The sequence below is a fragment of the Escherichia sp. E3659 genome, from assembly GCF_005781135.1.
GTDB lineage: Bacteria > Pseudomonadota > Gammaproteobacteria > Enterobacterales > Enterobacteriaceae > Escherichia.
The window spans coordinates 46837-62876 of record NZ_VATQ01000028.1; the positions used below are offsets into that span (position 1 = coordinate 46837).

Consider the following 16040-nt stretch of genomic DNA (forward strand, 5'->3'; position numbering starts at 1 on the left):
ATTTTATTAACGCTTATCTGCCGCCAGCAGCGGCGGAATGCTCGGCACCATCGGCGCGTCATCAATATCTTTCTGCGTCATACGAAACGCCTCCGGATAATGTTCACGGCTGGTGCGGCGTAGCGGTTCGGTATCGCGCCAGGTATAAAGGCAGTGCTGGCACTGATATACCGTCCAGACATCTTTCACCGGTGATTTCGCCATCACTTCAATCTGTTCATCGGCACAACGTGGACAAATCATCTTGTTCTCCTTATTTACGTGCGGCCAGCATAGCGGTCAGTTTTTCAGCCCAGGCTTTGGTTTCCGGCAAATCCACCACCGGCTGGCTGTAGTGACCACGGTTGTCCGGGGCGACAGGCGTGGTGGCGTCAATAATCAACTTGTCGGTGATCCCCGCCGGGCTTGAGCCTGGGTCGAGTTCCAGCACGGACATATTCGGCAACTGCACCAAATCCCCTGCCGGGTTCACTTTCGAGGAGAGCGCCCACATCACCTGCGGCAGGTTGAACGGATCAACGTCTTCATCGACCATAATCACCATCTTCACATAGCCCAGACCGTGCGGCGTGGTCATCGCACGCAGGCCCACCGCGCGGGCAAAGCCGCCGTAGCGTTTTTTGGTGGAGATAATCGCTAGCAGGCCGTGGGTGTACATGGCGTTTACCGCCTGTACTTCCGGGAACTCAGCTTTCAGTTGCTGATACAGCGGCACACAGGTGGCTGGCCCCATCAGGTAGTCGATTTCGGTCCACGGCATACCGAGATAGAGCGATTCGAAAATCGGTTTTGTGCGGTAAGAGACTTTATCGATGCGCACCACGGTCATGTTGCGCCCGCCGGAGTAGTGGCCGGTAAACTCACCGAACGGCCCTTCAATCTCGCGTTTGCGGCTTTCGATAACCCCTTCGAGGATTACTTCCGAGCCCCACGGCACATCAAAACCGGTCAGCGGGGCGGTGGCGATCGGGTATGGGCTTTCGCGCAGTGCGCCCGCCATTTCGTACTCAGACTGATCGTATTTCAGCGGTGTAGCGCCCATCAGCGTGATGATCGGATCGTTACCAAGGGTGATGGCTATCGGCAAATCTTCGCCACGCTCTTCCGCTTTATGCAGATGCAGGGCGATATCGTGCATTGGCACCGGTTGCAGGCCGAGCTTACGCTTGCCCTTCACTTCCATACGGTAGATGCCGACATTCTGCTTGCCGAAGTTATCCGGGTCGAGCGGATCGCGGGAAACCACGCAGGCTTTATCGAGATAGAAACCGCCATCGCCATCGTTCAGGCGAAACAGCGGCAGAATATCGAACAGGTTAATCTCTTCGCCATCGACAGTGTTCTGCGCCCAGGCTGGATTTGCGCGGCGCTCCGGGGCAATCGGGAAGTTATCCCAGCGGCGGATAAACTCATCAATCTGTTTTTTAACCGGCGTGTTCGGCGGCAGGCCGAGGGAAATCGCGTGGTTCTGCCAGGAACCGATGGTGTTCATCGCCACTCGCGCATCGGTAAAGCCGCGAATATTATCAAACCACAGCGCGGGTGCGCCGTCGCCGATACGCCCGGTGGCGTTGGCAGCAGCGGCCAGATCTGGCTCGGCGTTAACCTCTTCACTGATTTTCAGCAATTGCCCCTGGTCGTCGAGTGCCTGTAAAAAGCTGCGTAAATCATCAAAAGCCATTATTCATTCTCCAGAGAAAAACTCCCGGACTGCGGCAATCCTTGCCAGCGCCTGGCTTGAGGATGTTCGAGGCCAAACTGATCCATCACGCGGGCAACCACGTGGTGGACAATGTCATCTACCGTTTCGGGATGGTTATAGAAGGCAGGCATGGGTGGTATCATCGCCACGCCCATACGGGAAAGCGCGAGCATATTTTCAAGGTGGATAGTACTGAGCGGCATTTCACGCGGCACCAGCACCAGCTTGCGCCCTTCTTTGAGAACAACATCAGCAGCGCGCCCCACCAGCCCATCGGCATAGCCAGCACGGATACCAGCCAGCGTCTTCATGCTGCACGGAATAACGATCATGCCATCGGTACGAAAGGAACCTGAGGAGATAGTCGCCGCCTGATCCGCCGGGTTATGGCAATAGTCTGCCAGGGCCGCGACATCGTGGACGCTGTAGGGCGTTTCCAGTTCAATGGTAGTTTTCGCCCACTTCGACATCACGAGATGTGTTTCAACACCGGGCATCTTCTTTAGTGCTTGCAGTAATGCCACACCAAGAGGCGCACCTGTAGCCCCAGTCATCCCGACGATCAGTCTCATTTTTTATTCCCTTAATTGTTCGTACACGAACGTTATTATTAACATACCCTTCTATTCACGTAGCGGCAAGTGCAGAAAAGTAACAACATCCCCTTCGTCACTGAAAAACAGCTATGATAGCGACAGAAAGTTAGCCCGGAGTTTACATGGCGTTACGAAATAAAGCGTTCCATCAGTTACGACAGCTTTTTCAGCAACACACGTCTCGCTGGCAGCATGAGCTACCTGACCTGACTAAACCGCAGTACGCGGTAATGCGCGCTATTGCTGAACAACCCGGTATAGAGCAGGTTGCGCTGATAGAAGCAGCTGTCAGCACTAAGGCTACGCTGGCGGAAATTCTGGCAAGAATGGAAAATCGTGGCCTGGTCAGACGAGAGCATGACACCGTCGATAAGCGACGGCGCTTTGTCTGGCTGACTGCGGAAGGGGAAAAGGTACTCGCGGCGGCTATCCCCATTGGTGACGGCGTGGATGAAGAATTTTTGGGGCGCTTGAGTAGAGATGAGCAGGAGCTGTTTGTGCAGTTGGTACGCAAGATGATGGTGTGAAAGTTCCCCGCAGTAAATACCGAGGATTCCCCACCTATCAGCACAAAGCCGGATTTACGCAGCCTGGATGGGCTTGACGACGTTCCCCACGCAATAAGGGTACTATCCCTTCTGGTTCTGGTAATTAATCAAACTTGAGATCTTTTCCAGCCAACACCAGGAATAACCATGGTAAACATTGAGGTGCATATTTATACTTATCAAACTAATAGAATAAAAACGAAATCATTTTCAACCTTACGACATTGGTTTGGTATATTTAATGACTCCTATTCAACTTCCTCGCCCTGTGTTATTTCTTGATTTTTTTGTTCGGGAAGTCAGTTTTCAAGGCAAAGGAACTGTTCGTACAACATTGCCCGCTGATGCGTTTTTCTATACTGGCGAATCAAAAGCAACGTCTTATCTTTTTTGGCAGCAAAACAGTCATGCTGCACAGCAAATGGGTATCAACCGTTGGCAAAAAAAACACCTGACATCAATACCGCGCTTACTCTCTTTTATTGATGGACGCCCCGTCATCTCCACTTTAGCAATAGACCAGGGCAAGGATCAGCTCTGGTTCAAACCCGATATTGCCGCTATTGCCAATATTGGTCATGAATTTCTTCATGAAAATACCTGGTTTCGTACACCAGATGAAGTTGTGACACATCGCTATTGCGGAAAGGAAGACTGTTTTCGTTACGTTAATCTGCACGAAATTCTTCCCTGGGGATTCTTCGGCCCGATGTTGGATGTTGATGATGCGGGGATAATATGGCGTAGTGGCACAACACCATGGCCGGTAAAACTTATTGCACCTGGCGAAACTCATTGCCATCTCTGGAGAACAACAGAAACCTCTCACAAAAAACCAAATCGCAATATGGTGATGTTTATTAAAAACTACGGACTACATCAGACTGTACGATGTGTCACGCCAATGGACGCGGGACAATACGATAGTAGTCATCTATGCCGGGAAAAATTTACCGTCAGAGATGGACGTTACCATCAACGTGTAGATTGAGCTGACAAAAGAAAAAAGGCCAGCCTCACTTGAGACTGGCCTTTCTGACAGATGCTTGCTTATTCGCGGAACAGCGCTTCGATATTCAGCCCCTGAGTCTGCAAAATCTCACGCAGACGGCGCAGGCCTTCAACCTGAATCTGGCGAACACGTTCACGGGTGAGGCCAATTTCACGACCTACATCTTCCAGTGTTGCCGCTTCGTACCCCAGCAAACCGAATCGACGTGCCAGCACTTCACGCTGCTTGGCGTTCAGTTCGAACAGCCATTTGACGATGCTTTGTTTCATATCGTCATCTTGCGTGGTGTCTTCCGGACCGTTCTCTTTTTCATCGGCCAGGATATCCAGCAACGCTTTTTCGGAATCACCACCCAATGGGGTGTCTACCGAGGTAATGCGCTCGTTAAGACGAAGCATACGGCTGACGTCATCAACTGGCTTATCCAGTTGCTCTGCGATCTCTTCCGCACTCGGTTCGTGGTCCAGCTTATGGGACAACTCACGTGCGGTTCGCAGGTAAACGTTCAGCTCCTTTACGATGTGAATCGGCAAACGAATAGTACGGGTTTGGTTCATAATGGCCCGTTCGATCGTCTGGCGAATCCACCAGGTTGCGTAAGTTGAGAAGCGGAAACCACGTTCCGGGTCAAACTTCTCAACCGCGCGGATCAGCCCCAGGTTACCCTCTTCGATAAGGTCCAGCAGCGCCAGACCACGATTGCCATAACGGCGGGCAATTTTTACCACCAGACGCAAGTTACTCTCGATCATCCGGCGGCGAGAGGCGACATCACCACGCAGTGCGCGACGCGCAAAATAAACTTCTTCTTCGGCCGTTAACAGTGGCGAATAACCAATCTCACCAAGATAAAGCTGAGTCGCGTCCAGCACACGCTGTGTTGCGCCCTGCGATAACAGCTCCTCTTCGGCCAAATCGTTATCACTGGGTTCCTCTTCAACTAAGGCCTTTTCGTCAAAAACCTCAACTCCATTCTCATCAAATTCCGCGTCTTCATTTAAATCATGAACTTTCAGCGTATTCTGACTCATAAGGTGGCTCCTACCCGTGATCCCTTGACGGAACATTCAAGCAAAAGCCTGGTTCCGCCGATTTATCGCTGCGGCAAATAACGCAGCGGGTTTACGGATTTCCCCTTGTAACGAATTTCAAAATGCAAGCGTGTTGAACTGGTTCCGGTGCTACCCATGGTCGCTATTTTTTGCCCCGCCTTAACTTCTTGTTGTTCCCGGACCAGCATTGTGTCGTTATGGGCGTAGGCACTCAGGTAATCATCATTATGTTTGATGATAATCAGATTACCGTAGCCGCGCAGCGCATTACCGGCATAAACAACGCGGCCATCTGCGGTCGCGATAATTGCCTGTCCTTTGCTACCTGCGATATCAATCCCCTTGTTGCCTCCCTCAGAAGCGCCAAAGGTTTCAATCACTTTGCCCTCAGTCGGCCAGCGCCAGGTGGAGATCGGCGTACTGGTTGTTGTACTGCTGACAGTTGGCTCGGTTGTGCTTGCTGTTGGTACCGTTACAGGCGCTGTGACCGTGGTCGCAGTTGGCTTGTTGTTCGGCAACATTTTGTTAGCACTCTGTTCACCCGAAGATTCAGAATACGTAATTGTCGGTTGCGACGCAACAGCAACGGTGGAATTTTGTGCAGGCTTGATCACAACTCCTTGCTCTGCTGCATCGGCCTGGGTAATGGCATTTCCGCCAGTGATTGGCGTACCGGAAGCATTCCCCACTTGTAAGGTCTGACCTACGTTCAGAGCGTAAGGCGCCTGAATATTATTGCGTTGGGCAAGGTCACGGAAATCGTTGCCGGTAATCCAGGCGATATAGAAAAGCGTGTCGCCTTTTTTCACGGTGTAAGTACTGCCGCTATAACTGCCTTTCGGAATATTCCCGTACTGACGGTTATAGACGATGCGTCCGTTTTCCATTTGCACAGGTTGTTGGGCAACAGGCTGTACCGGTTGGATTTGCGGCTGTTGAGCCGATTGAATTTGTGGCTGTTGTACCGGCTGAATTTGCGGTTGCTGCGTTGTAGACGTCGTCCCCATCTTCGGTGGCGGCGTAATCAACATACCAGAATTAGTATTTGCAGGCGCATTGCCATTGACGGAGCTGACCGGTGCCGGTGGATTTGAAGTGTCAGAACAGCTAGCCAACCATAACGAAACCAGTGACAAAGCCGCAATACGGCGAACGGTGAATTTTGGGCTTCCCGCGCTCATTTATCCCCCAGGAAAAAATTGGTTAATAACCAGTGACATAATTACCGTGCAAGGCACCCTACTGAACACTGGAAAAGATGTTCACGATACGCTGACCTGCTGCAAAATAACCAGGAAAATTCCAGGTATTTTCCTCACGCGCTAAGCCAGCTCCCCCTTTACTAAGGGAACAAAGCGCACAGCCTCCACGGTGTCGATAATAAATTCGCCTCCCCGACGACGCACCCGCTTTAAATACTGGTGCTCTTCCCCTACGGGTAAGACGAGAATGCCGCCTTCATCCAGTTGCGTCATTAACGCTGTCGGGATTTCGGGCGGTGCAGCCGTTACAATGATAGCGTCAAACGGCGCACGTGCTTGCCAACCTTGCCATCCATCGCCGTGACGGGTTGAAACATTGTGTAAATCAAGATTTTTCAGACGTCTGCGCGCCTGCCACTGCAATCCTTTAATCCGCTCGACCGAGCATACATGCTGGACAAGATGTGCCAGAATTGCTGTTTGATATCCTGAACCAGTGCCGATCTCCAGCACTCGCGACTGCGGCGTCAGTTCAAGTAATTCAGTCATTCGCGCCACCATATACGGCTGCGAAATTGTCTGCCCCTGACCTATCGGCAACGCGATATTGTCCCAGGCTTTTTGTTCAAACGCTTCATCGATGAATTTTTCACGCGGCACGGCAGCAAGTGCATTAAGCACCTGCTCATCCTGAATACCTTGCGCACGTAATTGATCCAGAAGTGCTTGTACGCGTCTGCTTACCATTGCGTGCCAACTCCCACGCTGTTTAACCAGTCTGAAACCACATCTTGCGCGTTGTGCGCGGTTAAATCTACATGCAGCGGCGTGATGGAGACGTAGCCTTCATCTACCGCAGCAAAATCGGTCCCCGGACCGGCATCACACTTACCGCCCGGCGGGCCAATCCAGTACAGCGTATTACCGCGCGGATCCTGCTGCGGAATCACTTGATCTGCCGGATGTCGTGTACCGCAGCGAGTCACGCGGATACCTTTAATCTGATCCAGCGGTAAATCAGGTACGTTGATATTGAGAATACGTCCGGTACGCAGCGGCTCTTTACACAGTGCGCGCAAAATGGAACAGGTGACCGCTGCAGCAGTGTCGTAATGTTTATGCCCGTCAAGTGAAACGGCCAGCGCCGGAAAGCCTAAATGACGGCCTTCCATCGCGGCGGCTACCGTGCCGGAATAAATAACATCATCCCCCAGATTCGGCCCGGCGTTAATACCCGAAACCACAATATCCGGGCGCGGACGCATCAGAGCATTCACGCCAAGATAGACACAATCGGTCGGGGTTCCCATTTGCACGGCGATATCACCATTTTCAAAGGTAAACGTGCGCAGGGAGGATTCCAGCGTCAGGGAATTTGAAGCGCCGCTGCGATTACGATCGGGGGCGACCACCTGAACGTCAGCAAACTCACGCAGAGCTTTCGCCAGCGTTTGTATACCGGGCGCATGTACCCCGTCATCATTACTCAGCAATATGCGCATAATCACCTGTTGTGTTGATAAGTTCCCTGACAACGCTGGTTGCAAAGCTTCCTGCCGGAAGCCAGAAACGGATTTCGACGGTGACGTCATCCCACCAGTTCCAGCTTAATTGTTGCGGATATAACAGCATCGCTCTGCGCGCCGCCTCAACTTTTTCGCGCACCAGTAAGGCTTGTAATTCAGTTTCTTCGGCGACAGCTGCTTGTTCGAATGCCAGCGCCTCACGCTGGGTTCCCCATTCGCCGCTACCCGGCATTGCAGCTGTAATTAACAGCTCTTTATCGTTCACGCGACGCTGTAATTCCACCAGTTCTTCGTTAGTGGCAACAAACCAGCTGCCGCGCCCGGCTAATTGTAGCGCATCACCGTCAACAACCTGATTAACTTCTGCTTTTTTGAGACGCTCAGCAACAATCTGATTAAACAACGCACTACGAGCTGCCGACAACCAAAAACTACGCTTATTGCGATCGCGCACCGGAGTATTGGTTTGCGCCCAGCGCAACGCGCCCTGCAAATTACTACCACCAATACCAAAACGTTGCGCGCCAAAGTAATTCGGTACACCTTTCACGCAAATATCGATCAGTCGCTGTTCTACGTCATCACGATTGCTCACTTCTCGCAGCACCAGGGTAAAGGCATTGCCTTTCAGCGCCCCTAAACGCAGTTTACGTTTGTGGCGCGCATACTCCAGTACCTGGCAGCCTTCCAGTTGAAACGCGCTCAGATCAGGCATCTCTTTGCCCGGTACCCGAGCGCATAACCATTGTTCCGTAACGGCATGTTTGTCTTTTTGCCCAGCGAAGCTGACTTCACGGGCATGAATTTTCAGGAATTTCGCCAGTGCGTCGGCCACAAAACGGGTATTGCAACCGTTTTTGAGGATTCGCACCAGGATATGCTCACCTTCACCATCAGGCTCAAAGCCTAAATCTTCCACCACCACAAAGTCTTCCGGGTTGGCTTTCAGCAGCCCGGTTCCTTGCGGTTTGCCGTGGAGGTAAGTGAGATTATCAAATTCAATCATTTTGTTGCCTTAATGAGTAGCGCCACCGCTTCACAGGCAATCCCTTCCCCACGTCCGGTAAATCCGAGTTTTTCCGTAGTAGTGGCTTTCACGTTAACATCATCCATATGGCAGCCGAGATCTTCGGCAATAAACACGCGCATTTGTGGAATATGTGGCAGCATCTTCGGTGCCTGAGCGATGATAGTGACATCGACGTTGCCGAGGGTATAGCCCTTCGCCTGAATGCGTCGCCAGGCTTCGCGTAGCAGCTCTCGGCTGTCAGCGCCTTTAAATGCCGGATCTGTATCCGGGAATAGCTTGCCGATATCCCCCAGCGCCGCTGCACCAAGTAATGCATCGGTCAGCGCGTGCAGCGCCACGTCGCCATCAGAATGTGCCAGCAGCCCTTTTTCATAAGGGATGCGCACGCCACCAATGATAATTGGGCCTTCGCCGCCAAAGGCGTGAACATCAAAACCGTGTCCAATTCGCATTATGTATTCTCCTGATGGATGGTTCGGGTGAGGTAAAATTCGGCAAGCGCCAAATCTTCCGGGCGCGTGACTTTAATGTTATCCGCTCGGCCTTCGACAAGCTGCGGATGAAAACCGCAGTATTCCAGCGCTGAGGCTTCGTCAGTAATGGTAGCGCCTTCATTTAAAGCGCGTGTCAGGCAGTCATGTAACAGCTCACGAGGGAAAAATTGCGGCGTAAGCGCGTGCCATAAGCCGTTGCGATCAACGGTGTGAGCAATGGCATTTTTGCCTGGCTCGGCGCGTTTCATCGTATCGCGCACCGGCGCGGCGAGGATCCCTCCCGTGCGGCTGGTTTCGCCCAACGCCAACAGACGCGCGAGGTCATCCTGATGCAGACAAGGGCGAGCGGCGTCATGCACCAGTACCCACTGCACATCGCCAGCGGCTTTCAGACCTGCCAGCACGGAATTAGCACGCTCTTCACCACCATCAACAACAGTGATTTGCGGATGATTCGCCAGAGGAAGTTGAGCAAAGCGGTTATCGCCAGGGCTTATTGCAATGACGACACGCGTCACCCGGGGATGCGCCAGCAGCGCATGCACCGAGTGTTCAAGAATGGTTTGATTACCGATTGAGAGATATTGCTTAGGACATTCCGTTTGCATTCGGCGGCCAAATCCGGCCGCCGGAACCACGGCGCAAACATCCAAATGAGTGGTTGCCATGTTAATTCCTGGGCTGATTTATCGATTGTTTTGCCCCGCAGACTGCGCGCGCTTCGACGCGTCAGGCACCAGACGATAAAAAGTTTCGCCCGGCCTGGTCATGCTGAGTTCATTACGCGCACGCTCTTCGAGCGCCTCCTGGCCGCCATTGAGATCGTCAATTTCGGCAAAAAGCTGATCGTTTCGCGCTTTAAGTTTCGCGTTTGTAGCTTGCTGTGCCGCCACATCATCATTGACGCGGGTATAGTCATGTATACCGTTCTTACCGAACCACAGCGAATACTGTAGCCAGACCAGAATAGCCAGCAACAGCAGCGTTAGTTTACCCATCCTGCCCCCTGAAAAACGGCATCCTCATCCCATGCATCCGAAGACGACTCTACATCCTCTGTTGGGGATACCGCGACAACGCGGGCAAATGTACCACATTTGTCCACTGTTACGTATACCCAGGGCGCGCAGAACATAATCTCATTATTGGTTACGGTTTGAATTATGGACAGAATGAACAGGAAAGAACAGATTAGCCCAACAACCACATAAACAGTGCACCAAACATAATGCCAACGGTGATAAAAGTGAAAACAATACTGTAGCGTAATTTTCCGTCCATCAAGGAGTGCAGCGCAATACCTACCACCACCGCAACAGGCATTAGCGCCAGAAAGAAAGGCCAGGTGTAGATAAAGAAAAACAGCGTGTTAGAGCCATAAATTAACATCGGAATCGCCAGTGCACACAGCCAGGACACAAAACCGACCACGGCCCCAGGTAGCGACCATGTGGTTTCTTCGTCCTCGGTAAGGCTGGCACTATTTGTTAGTGTAATGTTATGGCTATTACGCATATCTGATCCTGTTACTTTGACGAACCGGGCATGAAAACCCGGTGGTGTCTCAGGATCTGATAATATCGTTCTGTCTCAGTAGATCTAATAATTGCTGAACCAAATTTGTTACTAATTGTTCACCATTGAGATGAATTTCTGCCGATTCAGGCGCTTCGTAAACGGAGTCTATTCCCGTAAAGTTGCGCAGTTCACCGGCACGCGCTTTCTTATACAAGCCTTTTGGATCGCGGGCTTCACAAATCGCCAGTGGCGTATCGACAAATACTTCGATAAACCGTCCTTCCCCTACACGTTCACGAACCATCTGACGTTCGCCACGGTGTGGGGAAATAAATGCAGTTAGTACCACCAGTCCGGCTTCAACCATTAAATTCGCCACTTCACCTACCCGACGGATATTTTCTTTGCGATCGGCATCGCTAAAACCGAGATCGCTACATAACCCGTGGCGGACGTTGTCACCATCCAGCAAATACGTACTGACGCCGAGTTTATGCAGTGCTTCTTCCAGCGCGCCCGCGACGGTTGATTTACCGGAACCGGAGAGGCCGGTAAACCACAGTACAACACCACGATGGCCGTGGTGTTGTTCACGCTGTTGCGGAGTTACTGGGTGGCTATGCCAGACGACGTTTTCGTCATGCAGCGCCATCATTTACCTCCCAGTAAATCGCGCGCGCCCCAGTGCGGGAAGTGGCGGCGTACTAACGCATTCAGTTCCAGCTCGAACGCGCTAAATTCCGACGGCGCAACGGCGGCCTCATTTTTCGGCTCATGCACCATACCGGCGCCAACAGTCACGTTGCTCAGGCGATCGATAAAAATCAGCCCACCCGTCACCGGATTTTGTTGATAACGATCTAACACCAGCGGCTCGTCAAAGGTGAGATCCACGAGGCCGATGCCGTTCAGCGGCAGGTTTTCAACTTCGCGTTGGGTAAGGTTATTAATATCAACCTGATAACGAATGCCATCAACACGAGCACGCGTCTTCTTACCGGCAATTTTGATGTCGTAACTCTGGCCAGGGGAAAGCGGCTGTTCCGCCATCCATACCACATCAACTGACGCGCTCTGCACTGCCGGTAACGCTTCATCTGCTGTCAGCAGCAGATCGCCACGGCTGATATCGATCTCATCCGTCAGCACCAGGGTGATCGCTTCTCCGGCAAAGGCTTCTTCGCGATCGCCATCAAAAGTCACGATCCGCGCGACGTTTGATTCCACACCAGAGGGCAGCACTTTGACACGCTGCCCTACTTCCACACGACCGGATGCCAGCGTTCCGGCATAGCCACGAAAATCGAGATTCGGGCGGTTAACGTACTGAACCGGGAAGCGCATCGGCTGGGCATCAACCACTCGCTGAATCTCCACGGTTTCCAGCACTTCGAGCAGTGTCGGTCCGCTGTACCACGGCAGACTTTCGCTTTGCGAAGCCACATTGTCGCCTTCCAGCGCAGAGAGAGGCACAAAACGAATATCCAGATTGCCCGGCAATTGTTCGGCAAAAGTCAGGTAGTCTTCACGAATGCGGGTGAATGTCTCTTCACTGTAATCCACCAGATCCATTTTGTTGATCGCCACGACCAGATGTTTGATCCCCAACAGTGTGGAGATAAAACTGTGACGACGGGTTTGATCGAGCACGCCTTTACGGGCATCGATCAGTAAGATCGCCAGTTCACATGTCGATGCGCCGGTCGCCATATTGCGGGTGTACTGCTCATGCCCAGGGGTGTCGGCGATAATAAATTTACGCTTCTCGGTGGAGAAATAGCGATAAGCCACATCGATAGTGATGCCCTGTTCGCGTTCCGCTTGCAGGCCATCCACCAGCAATGCCAAATCCAGTTTTTCGCCCTGGGTGCCGTGTCGTTTGCTGTCGTTATGCAGCGATGAGAGCTGATCTTCGTAGATTTGGCGGGTATCGTGCAGCAGGCGACCAATCAGGGTACTTTTGCCGTCATCGACGCTACCACAGGTCAGAAAACGCAGCAGGCTTTTATGTTGTTGCGCAATCATCCAGGCTTCGACGCCGCCTTCATTGGCGATTTGTTGTGCAAGTGCGGTGTTCATCTTAAAAATACCCCTGACGTTTTTTCAGCTCCATAGAGCCTGCCTGGTCGCGGTCAATCACGCGCCCCTGACGCTCACTGGTGGTGGAGACCAGCATCTCTTCGATGATCTCCGGCAGCGTTTGTGCATTTGACTCCACCGCACCGGTCAGCGGCCAGCAGCCCAGCGTGCGGAAGCGAACCATCCGTTTTTTAATCACTTCACCCGGTTGCAGGTCGATACGGTCGTCATCAATCATCATCAACATACCGTCGCGTTCCAGAACCGGACGTTCCGCAGCGAGATACAGCGGAACAATGTCGATATTTTCCAGCCAGATGTATTGCCAGATATCCTGCTCGGTCCAGTTAGAGAGCGGGAAGACGCGGATGCTTTCGCCTTTGTTGATCTGCCCGTTATAGTTGTGCCACAACTCCGGACGCTGGTTTTTCGGATCCCAGCGATGAAATCGGTCACGGAAAGAGTAGATTCGTTCTTTGGCGCGGGACTTCTCTTCATCGCGACGTGCGCCACCGAAAGCGGCATCAAAACCGTATTTATTCAGTGCCTGTTTCAAACCTTCGGTTTTCATAATGTCGGTATGTTTGGCGCTGCCGTGCACGAACGGGTTAATCCCCATTGCCACGCCTTCCGGGTTTTTATGTACCAGCAACTCGCAGCCGTAAGCTTTCGCCGTACGATCGCGGAACTCATACATCTCGCGGAATTTCCAGCCGGTATCGACATGCAGCAGTGGGAACGGCAGCGTACCTGGATAAAACGCCTTGCGCGCCAGATGCAGCATGACGCTGGAATCTTTACCGATAGAGTAGAGCATCACCGGATTTGAGAATTCTGCCGCCACCTCGCGAATGATGTGGATGCTTTCCGCCTCCAGTTGCCGCAGGTGGGTAAGTCGTTTTTGATCCATAACCGTTCCTTTGCAATACCGCTATTTTCTTGCCATCAGATGTTTCGACTATAGGGAGCCCAGGAGAACGAATGAAATTACCAATTGGAATGAGTAGTTCCTTAACGGAATAACGCTTTGGCAAAGCAAATATCAAAAAGTGCTTAAGCTACCGAATTTCGGGCGTTTAGGAAGATTTGAAATTGTTTTAGCGCAGCGGCAGTTTCATACTATGGCGGTAAAAATTTTGCATGGTATTTAAGGACTCACTATGTTTTCCGCATTGCGCCACCGTACCGCTGCCCTGGCGCTCGGCGTATGCTTTATTCTCCCCGTTCACGCCTCATCACCTAAACCTGGTGATTTTGCCAATACACAGGCGCGACATATTGCCACTTTCTTTCCGGGACGAATGACCGGAACACCCGCAGAAATGTTATCTGCCGATTATATTCGGCAACAGTTTCAGCAAATGGGTTACCGCAGTGATATTCGAACATTTAATAGCCGATATATTTATACCGCACGCGATAACCGCAAAAACTGGCACAACGTGACGGGAAGTACGGTGATTGCCGCTCATGAAGGCAAAGCGCCGCAGCAGATCATCATTATGGCGCATCTGGATACCTATGCCCCGCAGAGCGACGCAGATGCAGATGCCAATCTCGGCGGGCTGACGTTACAAGGAATGGATGATAATGCCGCAGGTTTAGGTGTCATGCTGGAGCTGGCTGAACGCCTGAAAGATATTCCGACTGAGTATGGGATTCGTTTTATTGCCACCAGTGGTGAAGAGGAAGGGAAATTAGGCGCTGAGAATTTACTCAAGCGCATGAGTGATACCGAAAAGAAAAATACTTTATTGGTGGTTAACCTCGATAATCTGATTGTTGGCGATAAGCTGTATTTCAACAGTGGCGTAAAAACACCTGAAGCAGTAAGGAAATTAACGCGCGACCGGGCGCTGGCAATTGCCCGCAGTCATCGAATTGCCGCTACCACAAATCCAGGTTTGAATAAAAACTATCCGAAAGGCACTGGGTGTTGTAATGACGCAGAAATATTCGACAAAGCGGGCATTGCTGTACTTTCGGTGGAAGCGACAAACTGGAATCTTGGGAATAAGGATGGTTATCAGCAACGAGCAAAAACAGCCGCATTCCCTGCAGGAAATAGCTGGCATGACGTAAGACTGGATAATCAACAGCATATAGATAAGGCACTTCCTGGAAGAATAGAACGCCGCTGCCGTGATGTTATGCGGATAATGCTACCGTTGGTGAAGGAGCTGGCGAAGGCGTCTTGATGGGGTTGAAAATGGGAGTTGGGAGTTCCCCGCTGGCGCGGGGAACACACGTATAACGCCGGTTTTAAATCACTCCCGCTCGGTTTAACCCCGCTGGCGCGGGGAACACCTGATTACGCCTAATCAGAAATAAAAACTCACCGGTTTATCCCCGCTGGCGCGGGGAACTCTGTGATTATGTACTCACTCAGTCGTTTACGTGCGGTTTATCCCCGCTGGCGCGGGGAACTCATTATCTCCGGCAGACTGACGCCTCGTTCTGCCGGTTTATCCCCGCTGACGCGGGGAACTCACAGCATCATTTAGTCGCCCTGAATAGATGGCCGGTTTATCCCCGCTGACGCGGGGAACTCGCGAAAAGGGGATTATATCGCCTTGCGCGACACGGTTTATCCCCGCTGACGCGGGGAACTCAGCGCCAACCGAGACACCAAAATTGGGATTCGCGGTTTATCCCCGCTGGCGCGGGGAACACTTGATAAAGCGAGCTATGCTGAAACGTTCTTTCGGTTTATCCCCGCTGGCGCGGGGAACACACCATCGGCGCACCTGAGCCGGACAAAATCTACGGTTTATCCCCGCTGGCGCGGGGAACACTCCCAGGCGAGTATTGAGCAGCTTCGAACGTACGGTTTATCCCCGCTGGCGCGGGGAACACACCGCCATCGCGGCTAAATACAACAACGCATCCGGTTTATCCCCGCTGGCGCGGGGAACACGTATGACTTTGATGATTTCCTGCCCGTCATCTCGGTTTATCCCCGCTGGCGCGGGGAACACAAAAAAGATCATGACAGGGTGCTGATTAATACCGGTTTATCCCCGCTGGCGCGGGGAACACCCTTTTAAGTCGCTGAATACGATAGCTAGAAACGGTTTATCCCCGCTGGCGCGGGGAACACTTCCAGAGCTGCCGATCGCCTGCAAAGTATGTCGGTTTATCCCCGCTGGCGCGGGGAACACCAATTTAATCATGACACATTATCAAACTATCGCGGTTTATCCCCGCTGGCGCGGGGAACACCTGACTGCGAGACGAAAGGAGTTGTATTGTGCCGGTTTATCCCCGCTGGCGCGGGGAAC

Annotated in this window: 18 protein-coding genes and 1 CRISPR repeat array; of the genes, 3 read left to right on the top strand and 15 right to left on the bottom strand. The window is 52.2% G+C overall.

Going from position 1 to position 16040, the window contains the following annotated elements:
* Positions 1-6: 6 nt before the first annotated feature.
* The 3 genes from FEK47_RS19050 to FEK47_RS19060 are packed head-to-tail and all read right to left on the bottom strand — an operon-like array spanning position 7 to position 2274.
* Positions 7-243, bottom strand: a complete 237-nt coding sequence (locus FEK47_RS19050; protein WP_000562980.1) for a non-oxidative hydroxyarylic acid decarboxylases subunit D — start codon at positions 241-243, stop codon at positions 7-9.
* A 10-nt stretch (positions 244-253) separates the two neighbouring features.
* On the bottom strand, positions 254-1681 hold the full coding sequence (locus tag FEK47_RS19055) for a non-oxidative hydroxyarylic acid decarboxylases subunit C (protein ID WP_046081190.1): 1428 nt from the start codon (positions 1679-1681) through the stop codon (positions 254-256).
* Positions 1681-2274 (bottom strand): non-oxidative hydroxyarylic acid decarboxylases subunit B, encoded by a 594-nt coding sequence (locus FEK47_RS19060; protein WP_130221533.1) that lies wholly within the window; start codon positions 2272-2274, stop codon positions 1681-1683. The genes FEK47_RS19055 and FEK47_RS19060 overlap by 1 nt, the downstream gene beginning before the upstream one ends.
* Before the next feature lie 146 nt (positions 2275-2420).
* On the opposite strand from FEK47_RS19060, the gene FEK47_RS19065 reads away from it, so the two are divergent.
* Positions 2421-2825, top strand: a complete 405-nt coding sequence (locus tag FEK47_RS19065; RefSeq protein ID WP_135487376.1) for a MarR family transcriptional regulator — start codon at positions 2421-2423, stop codon at positions 2823-2825.
* Positions 2826-3087: 262 nt separating this feature from the next.
* A complete protein-coding gene (locus FEK47_RS19070) occupies positions 3088-3837 on the top strand; it encodes a hypothetical protein (protein ID WP_135487375.1) in 750 nt (249 codons plus the stop codon).
* Between the two features lie 59 nt (positions 3838-3896).
* On the opposite strand, the gene rpoS is transcribed toward FEK47_RS19070, so the two are convergent.
* The 12 genes from rpoS to cysD form a co-directional block, all read right to left on the bottom strand.
* Entirely contained in the window at positions 3897-4889 is a 993-nt protein-coding gene (rpoS, locus tag FEK47_RS19075) for an RNA polymerase sigma factor RpoS (protein ID WP_000081550.1), read from the bottom strand.
* Positions 4890-4951: 62 nt separating this feature from the next.
* Complete coding sequence (gene nlpD / locus FEK47_RS19080) at positions 4952-6091, bottom strand: murein hydrolase activator NlpD (protein ID WP_135487374.1); 1140 nt, start codon at positions 6089-6091, stop codon at positions 4952-4954.
* A gap of 141 nt (positions 6092-6232) precedes the next feature.
* Complete coding sequence (gene pcm / locus FEK47_RS19085) at positions 6233-6859, bottom strand: protein-L-isoaspartate O-methyltransferase (RefSeq protein ID WP_000254703.1); 627 nt, start codon at positions 6857-6859, stop codon at positions 6233-6235.
* On the bottom strand, positions 6853-7614 hold the full coding sequence (gene surE, locus FEK47_RS19090) for a 5'/3'-nucleotidase SurE (RefSeq protein WP_001516955.1): 762 nt from the start codon (positions 7612-7614) through the stop codon (positions 6853-6855). Before surE ends, pcm begins: the two co-directional genes overlap by 7 nt.
* Complete coding sequence (truD, locus tag FEK47_RS19095) at positions 7595-8644, bottom strand: tRNA pseudouridine(13) synthase TruD (RefSeq protein ID WP_135487373.1); 1050 nt, start codon at positions 8642-8644, stop codon at positions 7595-7597. The genes surE and truD overlap by 20 nt, the downstream gene beginning before the upstream one ends.
* Positions 8641-9120 carry a 2-C-methyl-D-erythritol 2,4-cyclodiphosphate synthase gene (gene ispF, locus FEK47_RS19100; RefSeq protein ID WP_001219242.1) on the bottom strand — a complete coding sequence of 160 codons (480 nt, stop codon included), beginning with the start codon at positions 9118-9120 and terminating at the stop codon, positions 8641-8643. The genes truD and ispF overlap by 4 nt, the downstream gene beginning before the upstream one ends.
* Entirely contained in the window at positions 9120-9830 is a 711-nt protein-coding gene (gene ispD, locus FEK47_RS19105; protein WP_135487372.1) for a 2-C-methyl-D-erythritol 4-phosphate cytidylyltransferase, read from the bottom strand. Before ispD ends, ispF begins: the two co-directional genes overlap by 1 nt.
* A gap of 18 nt (positions 9831-9848) precedes the next feature.
* Positions 9849-10160 (bottom strand): cell division protein FtsB, encoded by a 312-nt coding sequence (gene ftsB / locus FEK47_RS19110; RefSeq protein ID WP_000517476.1) that lies wholly within the window; start codon positions 10158-10160, stop codon positions 9849-9851.
* 193 nt (positions 10161-10353) lie between these two features.
* Positions 10354-10677: a DUF3561 family protein gene (locus FEK47_RS19115; RefSeq protein WP_130221529.1), complete on the bottom strand. Its 324-nt coding sequence runs from the start codon at positions 10675-10677 to the stop codon at positions 10354-10356.
* Positions 10678-10726: 49 nt separating this feature from the next.
* Positions 10727-11332, bottom strand: coding sequence for an adenylyl-sulfate kinase (gene cysC / locus FEK47_RS19120; protein WP_135487416.1), 606 nt, complete (start codon positions 11330-11332; stop codon positions 10727-10729).
* A complete protein-coding gene (gene cysN / locus FEK47_RS19125) occupies positions 11332-12759 on the bottom strand; it encodes a sulfate adenylyltransferase subunit CysN (protein ID WP_138183321.1) in 1428 nt (475 codons plus the stop codon). Before cysN ends, cysC begins: the two co-directional genes overlap by 1 nt.
* A gap of 1 nt (position 12760) precedes the next feature.
* A complete protein-coding gene (gene cysD, locus FEK47_RS19130) occupies positions 12761-13669 on the bottom strand; it encodes a sulfate adenylyltransferase subunit CysD (protein WP_130214490.1) in 909 nt (302 codons plus the stop codon).
* Positions 13670-13919: 250 nt separating this feature from the next.
* On the opposite strand from cysD, the gene iap reads away from it, so the two are divergent.
* Entirely contained in the window at positions 13920-14957 is a 1038-nt protein-coding gene (iap, locus tag FEK47_RS19135; protein ID WP_135487371.1) for an alkaline phosphatase isozyme conversion aminopeptidase, read from the top strand.
* Between the two features lie 19 nt (positions 14958-14976).
* A CRISPR array of direct repeats spans positions 14977-16039; the repeat unit is 26 nt; unit sequence CGGTTTATCCCCGCTGGCGCGGGGAA.
* Position 16040: the final 1 nt, after the last annotated feature.

Excerpts from the sequence above, each read along its gene's own strand:
- FEK47_RS19050 (WP_000562980.1), bottom strand. The coding sequence starts at position 243 with ATGATTTGTCCACGTTGTGCCGATGAACAGATTGAAGTGATGGCGAAA.
- FEK47_RS19055 (WP_046081190.1), bottom strand. The coding sequence starts at position 1,681 with ATGGCTTTTGATGATTTACGCAGCTTTTTACAGGCACTCGACGACCAG.
- FEK47_RS19060 (WP_130221533.1), bottom strand. The coding sequence starts at position 2,274 with ATGAGACTGATCGTCGGGATGACTGGGGCTACAGGTGCGCCTCTTGGT.
- FEK47_RS19065 (WP_135487376.1), top strand. The coding sequence starts at position 2,421 with ATGGCGTTACGAAATAAAGCGTTCCATCAGTTACGACAGCTTTTTCAG.
- FEK47_RS19070 (WP_135487375.1), top strand. The coding sequence starts at position 3,088 with ATGACTCCTATTCAACTTCCTCGCCCTGTGTTATTTCTTGATTTTTTT.
- rpoS (WP_000081550.1), bottom strand. The coding sequence starts at position 4,889 with ATGAGTCAGAATACGCTGAAAGTTCATGATTTAAATGAAGACGCGGAA.
- nlpD (WP_135487374.1), bottom strand. The coding sequence starts at position 6,091 with ATGAGCGCGGGAAGCCCAAAATTCACCGTTCGCCGTATTGCGGCTTTG.
- pcm (WP_000254703.1), bottom strand. The coding sequence starts at position 6,859 with ATGGTAAGCAGACGCGTACAAGCACTTCTGGATCAATTACGTGCGCAA.
- surE (WP_001516955.1), bottom strand. The coding sequence starts at position 7,614 with ATGCGCATATTGCTGAGTAATGATGACGGGGTACATGCGCCCGGTATA.
- truD (WP_135487373.1), bottom strand. The coding sequence starts at position 8,644 with ATGATTGAATTTGATAATCTCACTTACCTCCACGGCAAACCGCAAGGA.
- ispF (WP_001219242.1), bottom strand. The coding sequence starts at position 9,120 with ATGCGAATTGGACACGGTTTTGATGTTCACGCCTTTGGCGGCGAAGGC.
- ispD (WP_135487372.1), bottom strand. The coding sequence starts at position 9,830 with ATGGCAACCACTCATTTGGATGTTTGCGCCGTGGTTCCGGCGGCCGGA.
- ftsB (WP_000517476.1), bottom strand. The coding sequence starts at position 10,160 with ATGGGTAAACTAACGCTGCTGTTGCTGGCTATTCTGGTCTGGCTACAG.
- FEK47_RS19115 (WP_130221529.1), bottom strand. The coding sequence starts at position 10,677 with ATGCGTAATAGCCATAACATTACACTAACAAATAGTGCCAGCCTTACC.
- cysC (WP_135487416.1), bottom strand. The coding sequence starts at position 11,332 with ATGGCGCTGCATGACGAAAACGTCGTCTGGCATAGCCACCCAGTAACT.
- cysN (WP_138183321.1), bottom strand. The coding sequence starts at position 12,759 with ATGAACACCGCACTTGCACAACAAATCGCCAATGAAGGCGGCGTCGAA.
- cysD (WP_130214490.1), bottom strand. The coding sequence starts at position 13,669 with ATGGATCAAAAACGACTTACCCACCTGCGGCAACTGGAGGCGGAAAGC.
- iap (WP_135487371.1), top strand. The coding sequence starts at position 13,920 with ATGTTTTCCGCATTGCGCCACCGTACCGCTGCCCTGGCGCTCGGCGTA.